The organism is Bacteroidia bacterium (assembly GCA_026932145.1).
In the GTDB taxonomy this organism is placed as follows: Bacteria; Bacteroidota; Bacteroidia; order J057; family JAIXKT01; genus JAIXKT01.
Map to the genome: position 1 here is coordinate 84,860 of JAIXKT010000021.1, position 19,818 is coordinate 104,677.

General features: G+C 39.3%; 13 protein-coding genes. 7 read left to right on the plus strand and 6 right to left on the minus strand.

All coding sequences use genetic code 11. The features are described from left to right. The first annotated feature begins 115 nt into the window (after positions 1 to 115). The 5 genes from LC115_05915 (at position 116) to LC115_05935 (ending at position 5,358) form a co-directional block, all read left to right on the plus strand. Positions 116 to 1,603: a TolC family protein gene (locus tag LC115_05915; GenBank protein MCZ2356215.1), complete on the plus strand. Its 1,488-nt coding sequence runs from the start codon at positions 116 to 118 to the stop codon at positions 1,601 to 1,603. Next, entirely contained in the window at positions 1,596 to 2,831 is a 1,236-nt protein-coding gene (locus LC115_05920) for an NHLP bacteriocin system secretion protein (GenBank protein MCZ2356216.1), read from the plus strand. Before LC115_05915 ends, LC115_05920 begins: the two co-directional genes overlap by 8 nt. 105 nt (positions 2,832 to 2,936) lie before the next feature. Continuing rightward, positions 2,937 to 3,329, plus strand: a complete 393-nt coding sequence (locus tag LC115_05925) for a hypothetical protein (GenBank protein MCZ2356217.1) — start codon at positions 2,937 to 2,939, stop codon at positions 3,327 to 3,329. After that, a complete protein-coding gene (gene trxB / locus LC115_05930) occupies positions 3,326 to 4,270 on the plus strand; it encodes a thioredoxin-disulfide reductase (protein MCZ2356218.1) in 945 nt (314 codons plus the stop codon). Before LC115_05925 ends, trxB begins: the two co-directional genes overlap by 4 nt. Further along, the gene (locus tag LC115_05935; protein MCZ2356219.1) at positions 4,246 to 5,358 is read left to right on the plus strand and encodes an FAD-binding oxidoreductase; all 1,113 of its coding nucleotides are present in this window, start codon (positions 4,246 to 4,248) and stop codon (positions 5,356 to 5,358) included. Before trxB ends, LC115_05935 begins: the two co-directional genes overlap by 25 nt. Here LC115_05935 and tilS read toward each other — a convergent pair. Continuing rightward, on the minus strand, positions 5,288 to 6,619 hold the full coding sequence (gene tilS / locus LC115_05940; protein MCZ2356220.1) for a tRNA lysidine(34) synthetase TilS: 1,332 nt from the start codon (positions 6,617 to 6,619) through the stop codon (positions 5,288 to 5,290). The genes LC115_05935 and tilS overlap by 71 nt on opposite strands. A 129-nt stretch (positions 6,620 to 6,748) precedes the next feature. On the opposite strand from tilS, the gene LC115_05945 reads away from it, so the two are divergent. Continuing rightward, positions 6,749 to 7,525: a polysaccharide biosynthesis/export family protein gene (locus tag LC115_05945; protein ID MCZ2356221.1), complete on the plus strand. Its 777-nt coding sequence runs from the start codon at positions 6,749 to 6,751 to the stop codon at positions 7,523 to 7,525. Between the two features lie 3 nt (positions 7,526 to 7,528). After that, a complete protein-coding gene (locus LC115_05950) occupies positions 7,529 to 9,955 on the plus strand; it encodes a polysaccharide biosynthesis tyrosine autokinase (GenBank protein ID MCZ2356222.1) in 2,427 nt (808 codons plus the stop codon). On the opposite strand, the gene LC115_05955 is transcribed toward LC115_05950, so the two are convergent. The 5 genes from LC115_05955 to rpoC form a co-directional block, all read right to left on the minus strand. After that, the gene (locus tag LC115_05955; protein ID MCZ2356223.1) at positions 9,944 to 11,104 is read right to left on the minus strand and encodes a metallophosphoesterase; all 1,161 of its coding nucleotides are present in this window, start codon (positions 11,102 to 11,104) and stop codon (positions 9,944 to 9,946) included. The genes LC115_05950 and LC115_05955 overlap by 12 nt on opposite strands. A 6-nt stretch (positions 11,105 to 11,110) precedes the next feature. Beyond that, positions 11,111 to 12,061: a septal ring lytic transglycosylase RlpA family protein gene (locus LC115_05960; protein MCZ2356224.1), complete on the minus strand. Its 951-nt coding sequence runs from the start codon at positions 12,059 to 12,061 to the stop codon at positions 11,111 to 11,113. Positions 12,062 to 12,132: 71 nt separating this feature from the next. Next, positions 12,133 to 13,242, minus strand: coding sequence for a CoA transferase (locus LC115_05965; protein ID MCZ2356225.1), 1,110 nt, complete (start codon positions 13,240 to 13,242; stop codon positions 12,133 to 12,135). Continuing rightward, entirely contained in the window at positions 13,242 to 15,311 is a 2,070-nt protein-coding gene (locus LC115_05970; GenBank protein MCZ2356226.1) for a hypothetical protein, read from the minus strand. Before LC115_05970 ends, LC115_05965 begins: the two co-directional genes overlap by 1 nt. Before the next feature lie 154 nt (positions 15,312 to 15,465). Next, complete coding sequence (gene rpoC, locus LC115_05975; protein MCZ2356227.1) at positions 15,466 to 19,812, minus strand: DNA-directed RNA polymerase subunit beta'; 4,347 nt, start codon at positions 19,810 to 19,812, stop codon at positions 15,466 to 15,468. Between the last annotated feature and the right edge of the window lie 6 nt (positions 19,813 to 19,818).

Sequence of the window (19,818 nt, forward strand, 5' to 3'; positions counted from 1 at the left end):
AACAAACTTAATGAGTTATAAAATAAACGTGTATTTTTGCTTTATGGGATTTTGGGTAAAAGTGTACTATAAAATACGATGGTTTTTTTGCCTTTTCTTGTTATTTTGGGGGCGAGTGGAGGTCTGTGAAGGCCAAGATTTGACTTTTTTTTTAGAACAAACAATTCGTTACAATTTCTCTACACGCATTGCGCACCTACGAGTGTCGCAACAACAAGGATTACTTCAGCAGCAACGTTCACTTTTTAACTGGGTAGGAGGCCTCTCTGCCGGAATCTCTTCCGCACAAATACCGCTATCAGCATACGATAAAGAGGTTTTATCACTACATCAAGATTTATTTAGAGCAGACGGCCTATACTATCAAATTACAGGAAAAAAAACTTTTTCTGCTGGGCAAGAACTCTTAATGTCCGTAGGAGTTCAGTATCAATCATTTTCGTATTTACCGGGTAATGGCTATCGGGGAGATATTCGCTTTACACTGATTCAACCATTATTGCAAGGAGCCGGAAAAAAAGGCCTTTATGCAGGAACAATCATTCAACAATCCCTTTTAAAATCCGAAGAAAATAAGTTTAAAGCAGAAGTATCTTTTCAGATTTACCGTACTGCCGAAAGTTATATCCGCTGGGCAACTCTACGTTCCCAAATTAATGCAATGTTAGAAGCAGAAACTCGTTATGAGCAGCTTTTCTCTAATATTCAAGAACTTGCAGATGCCGGAAAGTTAAAACAATCCGATACAATTCCCATAAAAGCCAGCTTATCTAACCAAAAAAGAAAACGCTTAGAAACCGAAATCAAGTTGAATGAAATAGCTGCCCAGCTGATCCTGAATACCGGAACGAATCAAGCCGAAATCCGCCCAACACCGGATATAGAAAGAATAACCCTCGTACCAATAAACAAAATAACGAATAGAAAACAATACCTACAATTTGCCGAGCAAAATCGCTTTGATTTAAAAACTACTGAGTACCAAGCTATTGCATATACTAAACTCTTAGAACAATCTAAGCAGCTAAGTTTACCTAAGTTAGACTTAACCGGAAGCATTGGCCTAACAGGCCAAAGTTTCCGCTATCAAGATGAACCTTTTGCCGGAAAATATTTAATTCAGCCATTATATGCTTCCCCAATCGGCCCCAGCTTTGTAGCCGGAATTTCACTATCCTTCCCACCACAAAAAGATTTAGCCAAAGGCAAACAGTTAGAAGCCCAAAGTCTCTTAGAACAAACCCGCCTCAGAAATGATTATCTGAAAAACAGCCTTGAAATCAATATCTCTTTACAGCTAAAAAATATAGAACTATCTTATCAAGGCTGGGAAAAAGCCGCAGAAACCGTTTCTTCATATCAAAAAATAATCGAAAATGAGCAAATTAAACTTGAATTAGGAAAATCAACAATATTGGACTTGTTATATGCACACAACATTCTTATGGAGGCATCAATAGATAAAATTCAAGCAAAAATGAATTATCTGCTATCTACGCTGGCTCTAAGAGCTGAATGTGGTATGCTTGTTTATTTTGTGAATGATGAGGCAGTATTGTATCCAAAATTATTAACAGGATTACCAGAATTACCCAATGAGTAAGCCCATCTTTAGAGAAAAGCCGTTAGAAAAACTCGCTTCGCCTGAGCAATTAGACGAGATGATGCGTCTTACGAGCTCAAGGCCGTGGTTCGCGCTGATAGCCATGATACTAATACTGCTTGTGTTGCTTAGCTGGTCTTTTTTTGGCACAGTAACGACCAAAGTAAGCGGGCGAGGAGTGTTGATAAAACCGGAAAGCGTATCCAAAGTAGCCGCCCTCGGAACCGGAAAAGTGATGGACATCAAAACAAAAAGCGGACAACGAGTTTCGGTAGGAGACACACTGGCAATCGTTTCACAACCAGAACTCGCCGTACAGTTCTCAAACGCGAAACAAGAACTTGACTTCTACGAAAAACAATTACTTAATAGCCAAAACTTAGAAAAAAGAGACATTAATGCCCAAAAAGACTTCTTAGAAAAAAAACGAAAAGATATTAATAATGTCGCTAAGGTTTTAAAAGAAAGAATTATTACCCTGCAAAATCGCATCGAAGCAGAAGAAAAACTGTTAGATAAAGGATTGATAGCCAAACAGGATTTGGAAAACACGAAGCAAAGCTACACAAACACCCAGCATGAAATAGAGGCAAACCAGATTCGACTCAAGCAATTAGACATAGATTTACAAAATATTATTGAACAGAAATCCCATTACAACGACGGAATATTAGCCCAAAGAAACCAAGCCTTACATAAACTGCGTCTGTTAGAAGCACAGTTAAATGTTCAATCCATTATTACAAGCCCATTTTCCGGCGTAATCTTAGAAATAGTTGCCAAAGAAGGGGATTTAATTCCGGCAGGAGCGACCATTTTAAGCATAGAACAAACAACAGATACCAAAGACTTAATCGCATTAGTATATGTTCCGGCGGTTGACGGGAAAAAAATAAAGGTTGGCATGGAATCCCACGTAGCACCGTCTATCGTTAGGGTTGAAGAGCATGGTTATGTTAAAGGAACAGTTATCTCTGTATCTGGATTTCCGGCTACCAAACAGGCAATGGAAAATGAAATTGGAAACACTCAATTAGTGCAATCACTTTTGAATGAGCAAGATGCACTCATAGCAGTACAAATTAAACTGAAAAAAGACCTGAGTACCAAAAGCCAATATGAATGGACAGCCTCCCATGGCCCGGACGTTCAGATACAAACCGGTACTTTATGTAATGCACAAATAACAACCGAAAAAAGAAAACCCGTTCAACTGCTGTTTCATTAGTTTTAGAGGTATAAGTATCGTTGTTTTAAAAGGTAATTACGAAAATCTCTCAGCGTGATTTTGAGTAGTCAAAAATAATTCCGTTATTTGGGCTTGAAATCACGTATGGTGCGAGCAATTATTATTGTAGCCGTATTGGGAGTTTTGTTTAGCTGTAACAAAAAGACAGAACTTCCTAATAACCAGCTAAATATACCTGTTAAGGATACAACAGCCACTGGAAATGTAGGAAATTTAGAACTTACAGTATTTCATCCGGTTTTTGGAACGGGGCCGGGGTTTTTCATAAAAACCTATCGTTCTCGCTTAGATCTGGAAAGAAATAACTACTTCAAGACTACAAATACCAATAAAGAAGGAATTGCTACAATATCTTCTTTACCTATGGGAATGGTTTATTTTTCCTGCTATTATCCTCAGGATCCGGCACTTACAGCCTTGGATTCTATCTATATTTTACCCAATTATACCAACAAAGACAGTTTATTCCTTCAATGAGCGAAAAACAGATTGAACATACCCATTGCCTAATTATAGGTTCTGGGCCTGCGGGTTATACGGCGGCTATTTATGCAGCTCGTGCAAGCCTGAACCCGGTCTTGTACACAGGAATCCAAATTGGCGGCCAATTAACAACGACCACAGACGTTGAGAATTTCCCCGGCTACCCAAACGGCATTACCGGACCAGAAATGATGGAAGAGTTTAGAAAACAAGCAGAACGCTTTGGCACAGACATTCGATACGCTTATGTAACTTCTATAGACTTACAGTCAAATCCCAAACGTGCCATTATAGATGACGGCCAAGAGATTACTGCGGATGCCGTCATTATCGCATCAGGAGCGTCAGCAAAATGGTTAGGGTTACCGGCTGAAAAAAAACTTAACGGAGCAGGTGTAAGTGCCTGCGCTGTATGTGATGGATTTTTCTTCCGTAACCAAGACGTAGCCGTTGTAGGCGGCGGAGATACTGCCTGCGAAGAAGCCGCATATCTATCCAAACTTTGCAAAAAAGTATATCTTATCGTCCGCCGAAATGAACTGCGCGCCTCCAAAGTAATGCAAGAACGTATCCAGAAAATCCCGAACATCGAAATATTGTGGGGCTACGTTACCCAAGACATTATCGGAGAAACCAGTGTAACCGGAGCTATCCTAAAAAACCTGAATGATAATACCGAAAAACAGCTATCCATAACTGGTTTCTTTGTAGCTATCGGCCACCAACCGAATACCGGATTTTTGGCAGGCCAGCTAAACTTAGATGCAAATGGATATATCATAACTCAAGGAAAAAGTACCCATACAAATATAGAAGGTGTTTTTGCCTGTGGCGATATTCAAGATGCTACTTACCGTCAAGCAGTTACGGCTGCGGGGAGTGGCTGTATGGCTGCCTTAGATGCTGAAAGATGGTTAGCAGCGCGGGAACTATAAAGCCCCCTCCAATACTCATAGTCGGTGGCGGGCTATCCGGATTGTGGCTCGCTATCAACTTGATAGAACGTGGAGAATACGTTGTTTTATTTGATGCCCCAAAACCCAATGCCGCTTCCAGAATAGGTGCAGGTGTTATTAACCCAATAACCGGAAAAAGAGCCGCTAAAACATGGGAAGTAGATACTTTCTTACAATATCTAATCCAAAGGTTTGAATCCCCGTATCTAAATTCCTTAAAATATCTTTTGCAGCCGCTACAGCTTTACCGACCTTTTAAAACTGCCTTTGAAGCTAATGAATGGGCAGGAAAAAGTGCCGACCCAAACTTCGCCCCCTTTGTTCACTATCAGTTTGGAACTAAGGGAGTTCCAGAATTGATAGACCCATTTGGCGGAATTAACATACAAGGATATAGATTACAAGTAAATTCTTTTATAGAAAAAGTCATTCCGATTTTAAGCCAAACTGGCCGCTTTCAGTTTCTGAATAAACCACTATTAAAAAGCCAACTATTCTTAGATTCAGGAGAATTTGAGCTTGACGGAAAGAGAGAATCCTACCGTTTTGTAGTAAATTGTACGGGAACTGATATTTTGCAGGATTCAGACTGGCCGGCAAAATGTGTCGTTCCCCTAAAAGGCCAGTTAGGCTTCTGCACCTTTGAGCCGCCTACCAATGTGGATTTTGGGTTATCCAGAGCTGTTTTTGTGCTAAACGAAGGAAGTTGTTTTTTAATAGGCTCTACCTACGAATTAGACTTTGAAGATGAATCAGTTACGGACGTATCAACACAACAACTGCAAGATAAAGCCCAAGAACTTTTAGCAATCCGAAATATTCACTGGCTTAACCAGCAAGCCGGCCTTCGGCCAACAACTTTCGACCGAAAACCGCTTATCGGAAAGCATTTTCGATATGATAATTACTTTATGTTGAACGGGCTCGGCACTAAAGGTGTGTTAATTGCACCTTTAACAGCCAACATATTAGCAGACAATATGTTGAAAAATATTCCTATTCCAAAAGAGCTGAACTGGAATCGGTTGTTGGATAAGAAACGGGCATCCATTCTACCTGAATCTTAATCAGATGCTTTTTGCTGTACCAAAGGCTATCAAGGGCTATTATTTCTCCTGATTCAGTTGTAATTACAAAACAATTCTTTTTTTGCCTTGCCGGAATTGATTTATTGGTCAAAAAATCACTGATTAGAATCGAGTTGGGGGCTTTTACGGATATTTTTAGCCTATCTCCGGCTTTCCAGTATCTCAGAAAGTACTTTTCGGTGGCTAAAGTTTCTACATAGATTTTTCGGTTCGCTAATTGAATCGTGCAATGATTTTGTAATGGAATCTCTGTGTCCAAGGCCGCATAAGCAGGATAACCAATACTGATTCCGCTTCGTTCTCTCCAGATTTCATATTGGTTCAGTAATATTTTTTTCCCCACTTGTGTTTGCCTCAACGCAAGAATTTCCGCTATTTGCTTAAATGAAAACCTAAGCCTACTTAACCACCATATTTCAAATAACTTAGCTGCTTGCGAAGTTTCATTTTGAGCTAATTTCTGGAAATTTAATGTAACAAAGCCGTCCGGTTCTGCTGTTTCATAAAGAGCAATTTTGGGGCGAAATACCTCCTCGATAAAAGCAATTTGTTGAGTATATAACCCTATTTTTTGCTGTAAAGAAGAATGAAGCCCGGGGTTAACTAATAACGCATCTTTTATTAAGTGATTACGAATGAAATTTCGTTGATATTTATTAGAAGAATTGCTTACATCCTCACACCACGTATAGTTTTCTGATTCTAAAAATTGCTGCAAGTCTTTTTTCTTACAAAAGTTTAACAGAGGGCGAACAATTAGGGTTCTTTTTTCAGGTATTCCAAAGATAACTGCAAATTCAGACGATCTAAGAACAGAGGCAAAGATGGTTTCTATTTGGTCGTCTAAGTGATGAGCTGTTAGTAAATAATCATAGTGAAACTGATTTATGAGTTCATTAAACCAATGATAACGTAAGATTCTGGCCGCTTCTTGAATAGAAATTTTATGTTGATTAGCATATTCTTGGCAAGAAACCTGTTTGATATGAGCAAAAGTTTTCCACTGTTCAGCTAATTTCTGGACAAAAATTTCTTCTTCTTCGGCCTCTTTACGAAGATTGAAATTCATATAGGCTAAGGAAAAACGGTAGTTATTCTTGAATAACAGCAAGCCAAGAGCCACCGAGTCTGCCCCGCCACTACAAGCTAAAAGTAAATTTTGATGCTTGTTTATCAATTGGTTAGCTTCTAAATACGTAGAAAATTGCTTATCTAAGGAAGGTTGGTTTTTGTTAGGCACAGTTTTAGCCTACAAAATTATGGTTAATAACCTCTAATACAAACTGTATTGTTTACCCAAAATAAATCGCCAATAAAGTTTTAATCTATTTGCCGGATTAACGATAAAAGCGTTTAATTTTGCGACGAAGTGTTTTCTCGTATATTTTTTTACTGCATAGCACTAACTGCTTTTTTGGCGACTACCGGATGCGGCTATAAGCATCAGCAGGTTTTGTTTAAAACAGCTAATCCCGTTGATATGCGCCATGAAACGGTCGTGCGTGTGTCTGGCCAAGAAAGTTCCGTACCAATAATTCCCATTTTGTCTGTTGGAGATAGGTTAGATGTACGTGTTTCGAATGCCGTAGAGTTGGCATCAGCTATCCCTAAAACAAATCAATCAGATACACCCCCTAGCTATCTGATTGGTATAGACAGTTTAGTCGCTTTACCCGTAATTGGTAGGGTAAACTTAGTAGGCTTAACTCGTGTACAGGCAGTATTGAAGTTAGAAGAACTCTATAAAAAATACCTTAATGATCCTATCGTAAGCGTTGAAATACTGAATCTTACCTTCAGTATTTTAGGGGAAGTTCAAAAACCGGGTATCTATCCCTTAGCTCAGGAACGATTACATTTGGCTCAAGCCATCTCACAGGCCGGAGGCTTTACGGTTTATGCCAAAAAAAGAAATATTAAGATAATTCGTGGGGATTTTAAAAATCCTGAAGTGCTTTTGATTAATCTAACAAACATCCAAACAATTGAAACCGAAGAATTAATTATTCGGAACAAAGATATTGTTTACATTGAGCCTCGAAGTGGCCGGTTGGTAAACGAAGTGTTAGGCCCTATTTTGCCGTTTGTTACTATTATCACCTCGATTGCCAGCACGATTATTTTAGGGTTTCGTTTTCTACGATAATTTATGCAAACAAGTCCAGCGGATTCTAACCAACAGGCCGAAGCGATTGATTTACGGAAATTTTTATTTACCATACTCAAAAAATGGCAGTGGATTTTGTTGGGGACTTTATTGGGGGTTACCGTAGCCTTTTTGTTTTTAAGATATACCCCTGCTCTTTTTCAAGCTACTGCTACTGTGCGGGTAGAAGATGATAACTTGGGATTGTATGGTGATTTTGCTGATTTAACGGGCACTACTCTCAAAGATAAATTACTCACCGAAGTAGAAATTTTAAAATCCAGAAGTTTAATAGAGGCTTCTATAGAAAAGTTGCCTCTTCGAGTAAGCTATTTTTCTGCAGGGAGATTTGTTGATAGAGAAATGTACAACAAAGCTCCTTTTCGGGTAGAATATACCCGCCGAGATAGCTTACCTTTTGAAGGCTATTTTTCGGTAAAAATAGACCCTAACCAATCAAACAAATTTTTATTAGCTGCAAAAGGCACGGATTTAGAGGCCGTTTTTAAGCCCCAAACAGTTCAGTTCGGAGAATGGGTCAGTTTTCCCCCAATTAAATTTAGACTCGTAAGAATAGACTCAATACCACTTGAATTTGAAAAATATCGTTTTAATTTCAATAAGACGGTTGATATAATTGAGAGAATTCGGGAAAATCTTTCTATAAAGCAGCCGGTTAAGGAGGTCTCTCTGGTTGAAATTTCAATCAAAGACGTTGTTCCGGAACTTACGGCAGATTTTGTTAATACGCTATCACAGGTGTATATAGATCAAGACATACTCATTAAAGCTCAAGCAGCCAGCCAAACCTTAGCTTTTATAGATAATTTGCTATCCGAACTCTCCTTAAAGGTTCAAGAATCCGGATTACAATTAGAAAAATTTAAACGTGATAACCACATTGTAGATGTAGAATTAAATACCAAACTTGGCTTAGAGCGTGTATCTAACCAAGAAGTTCAGCAAAATATGCTGGAAATCCAAAAAATAGCTATCCTCAATTTAGAAAAGCAAATTGCTGATAATCAGGAAGTTTCAAATTTAAGTTTTAACCTTGAAGGAAATATTGACCCTGTGTTGATAGAGTTGATAGGAATACTGAACCAATTAAATGCAGAAAGAAAATCTCGATTACAGGTTTACACACCGGAAAGCCCCTATGTTTTGGAAATAGACCAGAAAATTGCAGAAACAAAACGTGCTATCCAGCAAAATATCAAAGTTGCTAAGAAAAGAATAGAGGAGCAGATTCAGTTATTAAGCAGGTTTATTCGAGATTCAAAGGGAAGTTTAACAACAATTCCGGAAACGGAACGTGTGTTTATCAACTTACTGCGTAGCTATGAAATAAACCAAAAAGTATATGATCTTTTGATGGAAAAGCGCTTAGAGCAATCTATTGCGCGTGCTTCTGTAGTTTCTTCAGCCCGAGTTGTAGATAAAGGAATAGTGCCAGAAGATCCTGTTTCTCCGTCCAAAAAATTAGTGTATTTATTGGGCTTCATAATGGGCGGCGGCGGCGCAGTATTTGTCATTTTACTTATTGATTTCTTTAATAATCGCATTTATTTACCTACGGAAGTAGAACACCTTACGGGAATACCGGTAGTTGGGGTTATTAGGAGCATTGAAAATAAAGGAGCACCACAAAGTCCAATACAAGTTATTGCAAATCAGCGTTCTGCAATAACAGAATCGCTACGGGCGTTACGAACAAACGTTCAATTTATTCGTAATAATAGCAAAAAGACCCCTATTATTAGCGTTACATCTTCGGTTAGCGGAGAAGGTAAGTCCTTTATTATCTCAAATTTAGCAGCGATGTTTTCATTGCTCGATAAAAAGATAATTATTTTGGAACTCGATCTAAGAAAACCAAAATTGCACCAAAGACTTAATCTTCCAAATGATGTTGGAATAAGCAGCTGTTTAGCTGGTTTAGCTGATATTCAATCTGTTATCAAAAATACAGGACTTCAAAATTTAGATATTGTCTTAGCAGGCCCAATTCCTCCAAATCCTGCAGAATTAATTATGGGAGAGCAGTTTGGTAAAATTATTGAAGAGTTGAGCCAAAGCTATGATTTTATTTTTATTGACACACCCCCGGTAGGGCTTGTTTCAGATGCAATCCCAATTACAAAATTAAGTGATGTTTGTTTGTATGTATTTAGATACAATTATTCTCTAAGGCAGTTTGCACAAATTCCGAAACGAATAAAAGAAGAGCACAAATTGCAGAACTTATATTGTGTTTTAAATGGTTTTTCAGAGCAATCTGGAAGCTATGGTTATTATGACGGAGGTGGCTATTATGGAGGCTATTATGGGCAGTATAATGACGGCTACTTTGAAGATGAAAACCCTAAAACGCTTTGGCAAAAGATAAAAAAACGGCTAAAACCTGCACGCCAAAAGTCAAAAAAGTAGCCTACGAAATAAAATACATTCGTTTTCAGCATCATAAATAGTCATAAAAAACGTATCGGCTATTACAGAAATTACGGCAAAACCGCGTCTCTGCGCAGTAAACAAAGCGTGATTCCTTTTTCCTACATAAGAACTTTTGCTCCCTGAGCCACTAACGGTATGCGAAAATGGGTGTTGTATATCAAAATTTTTGGGCAATAGATGATGAAATTGCAGATTATGGTCATGCCCAGAAACGTAGTGTATGTTGGGAAATGTTCCAATCAGATGAATCATTTTTTTGCTAAACTCTCGATAGCGGGCGTTAGATAAATCAGTGTTGTGCCCAATCCATTTTCGGGTTAAGCACATAATTGTTCCAATAACAGGTAGTGGAATGAATCCATAAGGAGTAATTTGCCGAATGGGAAAAATGTGGTCTAACCAATGATAATACCCACCATGATGCCCGTTGCTGATGAGCGGGTGATGACCAATTAGAATAATAGGTTTATTTTGATAGGTTTGCAGCGTATCCGCTAAGTTTTTCCAAAAAATACTATCGCTTTGTTTACAGGTATTTATATTGGATTTTTGGTTTTGTAAAAACCATTGCGAGTCTATGATAATAACAGAAAAGTTTTTTGCTTTGATAGGAACAACGGGCCCCGGGCAGTTATTAGCCGGAAGAAATTCAATCGTTGAATCTTGAGAAAAAATATAATCGGCTTCGTCTTGTGGGTCATTATACCATTCGTGATTTCCGGGTATAAAAATCCTTTTTCCGAAGCATTTTTTAGCAACTTCTAAGGACGGTTTTAGGGCGTTTTCGGCTTCATTACGTTTTTCATGCGTAGGTTTGGGCATCCCCTTGGGATACACGTTGTCTCCTAAGAAGATAAGTGCGCAGCTTTTGGGGGGATTTATAGACTTATCTGGAATGAGCTTGCCTAAATAGTTTATGGCAGTTCCTCCCTTAGTTTTTTCGGCAGCTCCGGCATCCCCTATCAAAAATAAATTAAAATCCGGCGTTTTTTGTAAATCTAAGGAGTCTATTTTGGCCTGTTTATTGGCATAGTATGGACGGTTTGTTTGGCAAGAAAAAAAACAAACTGCTATTAGGCAGAAGGTAACAATACAATTTGTTTTATGATTAAAATATTGATACACTGTATTTTAGTTAGGGTATTCAATTGGGGATCCGCTTAATCCTTTGGTGTTAATTTCGGTTATATTTTTCTTAGCGGTAGCTTTATCGTTATAGATTCCCAAGGTAATTTTGTATAATGTACTGTTCTTTTTGGCTATTGCCCAGATAAAAACGCGGGAATATCCTTTTTGCTTAGCGGTTTCTGCTATGCGCAAGGCATTTTCAAGATCTCGAAAAGCCCCAAGTTGTATTCCCCAGCCTGTTACCGTTGCTTTGCTTCCGTCAAGGTTGTAGATGCCACTTTTTTTGAAAATAGTTATGTCTATCGGTTGTTTTTTCACTTCTTGCGGTGGGGGAGTGTTTTCCGGTTGCTTAGGTGTTTCTTTTTCCGGTTGAGGTGGTTTTATTTCGATTATTTTCTCCGGCTGTTTTGAGGTTTCTATGGGTGGGTTTTGCTCTTTTGTAGTTGTTGTTTCCGTTTTTTCTATGTTGTTATGAATTTCTGGATTTTTTCCATTTAGCCCAATAACCTCTATTTTTACGTTTCCGGTTCCGCTTGCTAAAATCCCCAATTCTTTGGCTGCGTTATACGAAACATCTATAATTCTGCCGGGTGAGTGTGGCCCTCGATCATTGATTCGAACTGTTACTGTTTTGCCGTTGCTGATATTTGTAACCTTTACAATACTTTGAAATGCGATTGTTTTATGGGCTGCTGTAAGCTGATTTCTGTCATAACGCTCTCCGCTGGCAGTAAATCGCCCGTGAAATTTATCCGCATAATAAGAGGCTGCTCCTTTTTGTGTGTATCCTAACTGTGCAAAAAGGGAATTATGCAGCATAATAAGAAATCCCAATATAGCAATACTAAAAACAAAATGGGAATAATTCCCTAAAAATAAAATATTTATGTATTTTCCCCAACTGTTTTTTTGGCGAGATAACAGACCTCTGATGCTATTTGTGTATTTCTCCATACACAAAACTAATAATTTTTCACAGACAAAGGCTTGGCTTAAAAGTTGGTTGGGTTATGGTAGTTGTTTTTTTACTCTGGTGATGAGTACGTGTTTTGCAACCAAGATGGCGGAACTGTTTCAAAGGCAACGCTATGCAATAATGTTTGCGAACCTATTGAAACCATTAGTTCCTGAGCTGCCGCAGTATTTAAGGCTTCCGAAACAGTACAAACAGCTTCTGCCGGAACTTTCTCTTGAATTAATAATTTTATTAAAATATCTCTATCTTCTTTACCAATAGCCTCTTGTAATATTGGGATTAATATTTTTCGGTTTTTAACTCGCTCAAGATTTGTTTTAAAGAGTTCATTTTCTCCTACATGAGAGATTTTTAAAGTACGGCAAAGTGCCAGAAACTGTTTATCATTGCCTACGGCGAGGCATAAAGGTTTGTGGTTTTGGTCATAAAATACTGTTCCGTAAGGTACAATACTTGGGTGCTCTGAGCCGCTGGGTTGGGGTTCTGATTTTGCCCAGAGAAAGGCTGATGCTTGGTTTGCCAAAGCAGTGATTCCGGATGCAAACAAGCTGGTTTGCAGGTAAACTCCTTCGCCTGTTTTTTCGCGGTTATATAAAGCTGTTAGGATACCTTCTTTAAGCTGGTGTGCCGCTAAAATGTCAATCATAGCGACAGGTATTTTTTGAGGTGCTGCGTCCGGCATACGATTTAGGTGCATAAAACCGCAAGCTGCTTGCAATAAGGCATCATATCCGGGGCGGCTATCTGCTAAGCCGTAGCTTGTTAAGGCCGCGTAAATAAGTCTTTTGTTGATTTTAGATAGATGCTCATAGGTACAACCTAACTTTTCGGCATCACCCGGCTTGAAGTTTACAATTAAAATATCTGCATTCCGTACAAGATCTTCAAATAACGTTTTTTCTGCTGCTGACCGTAGGTCTATTTTACGAAACTGTTTCCCGTAATTAACTCCGGCAAAGTATGCTGATAACTTTTCAGTATGAAGTTCTGCCGCAATTTTCCAACTTCGGGTAACATCATGATTATGAGGTGATTCTATTTTGATAACCGTAGCTCCCAGTTCAGCAAAAAAAAGCCCTACACTAGGCCCGGCTAAAACCGTTGCTATTTCTAATACCATTAAGCCTTGAAAAGGCGGCTTATTAGATAAAGTATTCATTATTCCGTTGAAGGTACGGGAGAATCAGGCTTGGGGGCACGAACACCGCGTTGCAAAGGTTTCCAATTATACTTCTTCTTTAAAACCTCTAAGTTCATACGCTCTTCTGGATACATCTGAACCAACCAATTTACCTTATCTCGAATCAGTAAATTCTGAATCATAATCTCTTTGGTTTCATTAACGGTTAAGCGTACTTTTTTGAAATTAGGTATTCCGTTTGGCTTACGCATTCCTCCTTTTTTAGGTACCCAAACGACAATGTTTCGAACAGAAGGTATCGGCTTATGCACAATATGGCCATTAAGAGAATCGCCGTCTGTGTAACGTACAAACCGAAGTCGCTTCTTTCGAACGATATAATCTGCTACGACTACTTTTTTCCACACTTTTGTTTCTACAATAGACCCAACAGAAACGCCAGAGTGAATTGCTTGAAGTTTGCAATGCTTACGGTGATTGGTAAATAGGTATTTTACTTCTTTGCCAATTCTTTCCATATTGGTTGTGGGAGATAAGATATTGGGGTCGCACGCAACTTTATATGATCCAAAAGGACGATGCGCTATTTGGGGCATTCCGCAGGTGAATTGATTAAAATCTTTGTGCCTAATTTGCAGCTTAGGATAGCACGGAAACTTATTAAAATCAGTACGTTGATAACGAATCTTTGGCTGATAACATACTTGCGACAAGTCTTTATGCCGTATCCGCAACTTAGGTAAGCACACTTGGGATAAATCTTGATGCCTGATTTGCAGCTTAGGGTAGCAAGCTACGCGGTTAAAGTCAAAACGACGGTATCTTATTTTCGGTTGATAACATACTGAACCTAAATTTTGATGCTGAATCCGCAATTTAGGATAGCACATATTTTCAAATGACTTATGAGGTATGCGCAATTTAGGATAGCAATTGTTATGTACCCAACTGTGTTTAATCAGTAACTTTGGAGCACAAAACTGTGGTACAGGTTGATGAGCTATACGCAACTTAGGATAACAATTTGATTGTAAGTTTCTATGTAATACCTGTAGCCGAATTTGAGGATACCCATGTAGGCTCTTATGTAAAATCTGTAGTCGAGGTTGTGTATATCGTTGAAAATCTCTTCGGGCTAATGCCAATCTTGGATAGCCAAATTTTTCAAAATTTCGATGCCCAATAATGATTCGGTAAGAATTATATCTTTGGTAATTCCGGTTATGCCCAACAATTAAGCGGGGGGAAGAAACACCTTGTAGATTGTTTCTTCGGATAGCTAAACGAGGATAGGAAAACTGCTGAAAATCACGGCGTTTTAGACCATAAGTAGGGCTGGAATATCGCTGATGGCCATTTTGGTGCCGCATAAAAAAACGCGGACTGTTGTAATTCTGAAAACCATTTCTATGCCCTACCCGATAACTACCTTGTGTAAACTTTTGATAATCATTGCGATGCGATATGTATGTGCGCGTAGGAAGAGCCACTTTGCTGTCGTTTCGGTGAAAAATCTGCAATCGTGGTTGGGAAACATTTCCTAAACTTGGGTGAGATATTCTGTTGTAACGCTGCCCGGCACGTGTTAATGCTCTATGGTTCAACTGATTGGGGCGAAACCGAACATACTGCCGATTTTTGTGTAAGATATTGATACCCCCAAGCGGGCGAGCATTGTAGTAATTTGTCCGATGTGTTTGGCGATATACTCGATAGTTAGAGTTGCGTAACCATGTAGAGTTAAGCCGCTTTTGCCCTTTCAAAGTGTAGGGTTTATATTGAACATAACGGCGATGCTCTTGCATCTTTAATGCATAAGGGCGAATATTTACCGGCTGATGTGAAGGCTTTTTGACTACATAAGGTTTGGTTTGAACCGGAATATTTTTTTGTTTATAGGGCTTCGGGGCATAAGATGAAATAAACAAAAAACGTTTATACCGTTTGTATCTTGCATTAGGATCACAGTTCGGACCTTTACAGGGCTTACCGTCCGGGCGTGTCCGCAATTGCGAAACACCGGAAAAAGGCATACCTATCAATAAGATAATAACCCAAACCCCTAATAAATAGCTTAATCGAAGCAAACCCCGATTCTTTTAATAGATAAAACTTTGCAAAACTACGTTTTTTTAACTGAAAAATATCTTACACTATAGCCCTTGTGGAAAAAAGCAACACTATTGTATAAAAACAACGTACTATTGTAGAAATAGTACGTTGTTTTTATAGGTTTATTTATTATTGCTCTAAGAAAACGGAGGTAAATTGATTATTGTGGGAAGACTTATGGGTTTCGTATGGAAATGTATTGGTATCTCGTGTTGCTTCAAGATGTTCATAGGCACGTATGCCTGTTCCTGCTGGAACCAAGTGCCCAACAATAACATTTTCTTTTAAGCCCAGCAATTCATCTACTTTACCGGAGATGGCAGCATCACTCAAAACTTTGGTAGTTTCTTGGAATGATGCGGCAGACATAAAGCTTTTTGTTCCCAAAGATGCACGGGTAATCCCTTGTAGTGTTAGGTTACCAACAGCCGGCTTTGCGTCCCGAAACTTAACCAATGCTTTATCTTTTCGCTTTAGCATCGAGTTCTCATCACGAACTACCCGATAAGAAACGATAGAACCAGCCTTTAATGTGGTGGAATCTCCGGCATCCTCTATAAACTTCTTATCCCAGATCCAGTCATTTTCCTCTTGAAAGTCAAGCCTATCTACAATTTCTTTTTCAAGGAAAAGAGTATCTCCTGGGTCTTCTATTTGTGTTTTTTGCATCATTTGGCGGACAATTACTTCAATATGCTTGTCATTAATTTTTACCCCTTGTAAGCGATATACTTCTTGTATTTCGTTTACGATGTAAGACTGCACTGCGCCTGCGCCTTTAATATGTAAAATATCTGAGGGGGTGATGGCACCGTCTGACAATGGGTCGCCTGCTCGCACAAAGTCATTTTCTTGTACCAAAAGATGTTTACTTAACTGAACAAGATATTTTCTGGTTTCGCTTCCGTCTTTGGAGGTGATTGTGATTTCACGGTTACCTCGTTTGATAGAACCCATAGAAACGGTTCCGTCTATTTCGGTTACTACTGCCGGATTTGATGGGTTTCTGGCTTCAAAAAGTTCTGTTACGCGGGGTAAACCTCCGGTAATGTCTGCACTCTTTGAGGCAATTCGTGGAATCTTAGCAAAAATATCCCCGGCTACAATCTTATCTCCTTCATCAACAATGATGTGCGCCCCCACGGGTAGCACTTGTCTAAACAAGGGATCTTGTGTATCTGCATCTAAGATAAAAATCTCTGGGTTTATGGTTTTATCGCGACTTTCGATAACCACTTTTTGGCTACCTTGAGTTTGCTCATCAACCTCTTCGCGGAAAGTTTGGCCGGAGATAACTCCTTCAAAATGAACAACTCCCGTAATTTCTGAGAGCATCACAGAGTTATAGGGATCCCATTCGCTTATTTTAGTATCTTTTTCAACAATATCGCCGTCATTGATATACAGGGTAGATCCGTATTGAACATTGTTGAAATGTTGAAGAACGTTATCAGGCTTTTTCTCGTCAATAATACGGATTTCACCGCTACGGGAAACGACAATTTTTTTGTTATCTTTTTCTACGTATTTAATATCTGTGAAATAAGCTTTCCCTGCATATTTTGCTTTTAGCTGGTTTTCGGAAGATATACGTTGGGCAGCTCCCCCTACGTGGAATGTACGTAGTGTTAGCTGTGTACCCGGTTCACCGATAGATTGTGCGGCGATAACGCCTACGGCTTCTCCTATCTGAACCATTTTACCGCTTGCCAAGTTACGTCCATAACATTTTATGCAGCAGCCTCTTTTGGATTCGCAGGTAAGTACGGATCGAATTTCGACAGTATCTATTTCTGCTGCTTCAATGGCTGCGGAGATTGTCTCTGTAATTTCCTGTCCGGCAGCTATGATTAGTTCTCCGGTAGCGGGGTCGTACATATCATCCACAACGGTTCTTCCCAGGATACGGTCTTGAAGATGTTCTGCTACTTCGTCATTTTCGCGGAGTGCAGCTACCGGTATTCCGCGTAATGTGCCGCAATCATGCTCCGTAACGATAACGTCCTGCGCTACGTCCACAAGTCTTCGGGTTAAGTAGCCGGCATCTGCCGTTTTAAGAGCTGTATCAGCTAAACCTTTACGTGCTCCGTGTGTAGAAATAAAGTATTCTATCACCGTAAGCCCTTCTTTAAAGTTAGATAGGATTGGGTTTTCAATAATTTCCCCAACAGATCCCTTCAAAGATTTTTGAGGTTTAGCCATCAAACCGCGCATACCGCCCAACTGGCGAATTTGCTCCTTAGAACCCCGTGCACCGGAATCTAACATCATATAAACAGAGTTAAACCCGTCATTATCAGTTATTAATTGCTTGATAAGGGCCTCTTGTATTTTAGAATTTGCCCTAGTCCAAATATCAATAATTTGATTATAGCGTTCATTTTCAGTGATTAAGCCCATTTCGTAGCTATCCTGAACTTCTCCTACTTTACCATAGGCATTTGAGATTTCTTGGTCTTTAGCTGCCGGAACAAGAACGTCTGACAAACTGAATGATAGTCCTCCGCGAAACGCCCAACGGAAACCTAAACCTTTTAAATCATCCAAAAACTGAGCAGTACGAGCCATCCCTGATTCGGTAAAAATCTGATTAATAACAGTTTTTATCTGGCTTTTGGTCAGTACTCGGTTAATAAACCCGACTTCTTTAGGAACGATTTCGTTAAAAATAATTTTCCCTAAACTTGTTTCAAGTATTTCGGTATGAGTTTCTCCGGTTTTAGGATTTATCTTGTAGTCTTTGGTTGAGGGGTCATATATTGGGGTTTTTACTTTTACCATAGCATGGGTAGCTACGCGCCCTTCATTATGGGCAATAATAGCTTCTTCTGCGGAGTAAAAAGTAAGACCTTCACCTCGTTGATTGGGGCGGCCCTTGGTTAGATAATAGATTCCCAGAACCATATCTTGTGAGGGTAAGGTTATAGGGGTTCCGTTTGCCGGGTGTAAAATATTGTGGCTGGCTAACATGAGTAGCATAGCCTCTAAGCAAGCGTCATTAGATAGAGGTACGTGTACCGCCATTTGGTCGCCGTCAAAGTCTGCATTAAATCCGGTACAAACCAATGGGTGTAGTTGAATGGCTTTTCCCTCTATTAATCGTGGTTGAAAAGCCTGAATCCCTAATCTATGCAATGTAGGAGCACGGTTCAGTAATATGGGGTGCCCTTTCATGACGTTTTCTAAGATTTCCCAGATAACAGCATCTTTTCTATCCACAATTTTTTTAGCACTCTTTACCGTTTTTACGATACCTCGTTCAATTAACTTGCGAATAATAAATGGTTTGAATAATTCGGCTGCCATATCTTTGGGGAGGCCGCACTCGTGGAGTTGAAGTTCTGGGCCAACCACAATAACTGAACGTCCGGAATAATCTACCCGTTTTCCAAGCAGATTTTGGCGGAATCGGCCTTGTTTTCCCTTGAGCATATCACTCAAAGACTTTAAGGCACGGTTAGAGTCGGTACGTACCGCATTCACTTTTCGGGAGTTATCAAAAAGTGAATCTACGGCCTCTTGGAGCATTCTCTTTTCATTACGTAAAATAACTTCGGGAGCTTTTATTTCCACAAGGCGTTTTAAGCGGTTATTTCGGATAATTACCCTGCGATAAAGGTCATTTAGGTCAGAGGTAGCAAAACGCCCGCCTTCTAACGGCACTAATGGGCGAAGTTCCGGTGGAATAACTGGAATCATACGGATTGTCATCCATTCCGGCCTGTTGTCAATTCTTTTTTGGGCTGCCCGAAAAGATTCAACAACTTTCAGTCTTTTTAGTGCTTCTGTTTTACGCTGTTGTGAAGTTTCATTATAGGCTTTTAGGCGAAGTTCGGCGGATAAGTGGTCTAAGTTAAGTAATTGAAGTAATGCTTCAATTGCTTCTGCGCCCATTTTAGCGATAAATTTATTGGGGTCAGTATCCTCTAAGTAGTAGTTTTCTTTGGGGAGGCGTTCTACATAAGCCAAGTATTCGTCTTCGGTTAAGAAGTCATATTTAGCTAATGGAGTTGCGCCGCTTTCGGCTGTTGCAAAAGGCCCTGGATTAACGACTATATAGCGTTCATAATAAACAATTTGGTCTAACTTTTTAGTGGAAAGTCCTAATAATAAGCCAATTTTATTGGGAGCAGTTTTGAAGTACCAAATATGGGCAACTGGAACTACTAAGTCTATGTGCCCCATTCGGTCTCTACGAACCTTTTTTTCGGTAACTTCTACGCCGCATCTATCGCAGATAATACCTTTATATCGAATGCGCTTGTATTTCCCGCAATGGCACTCATAATCTTTGATTGGGCCAAAAATGCGTTCACAAAATAGCCCACCCATTTCCGGTTTGTAGCTACGATAATTAATTGTTTCTGGTTTTAGCACTTCTCCGTTAGAGCGGCTCAGTATAGCCTCGGGGGAGGCTAAACTGATTGTTATTTTGGAGAATTGGCTTGCAGATTTTGAGTCTTTTTTATTGGTTATTAAAGA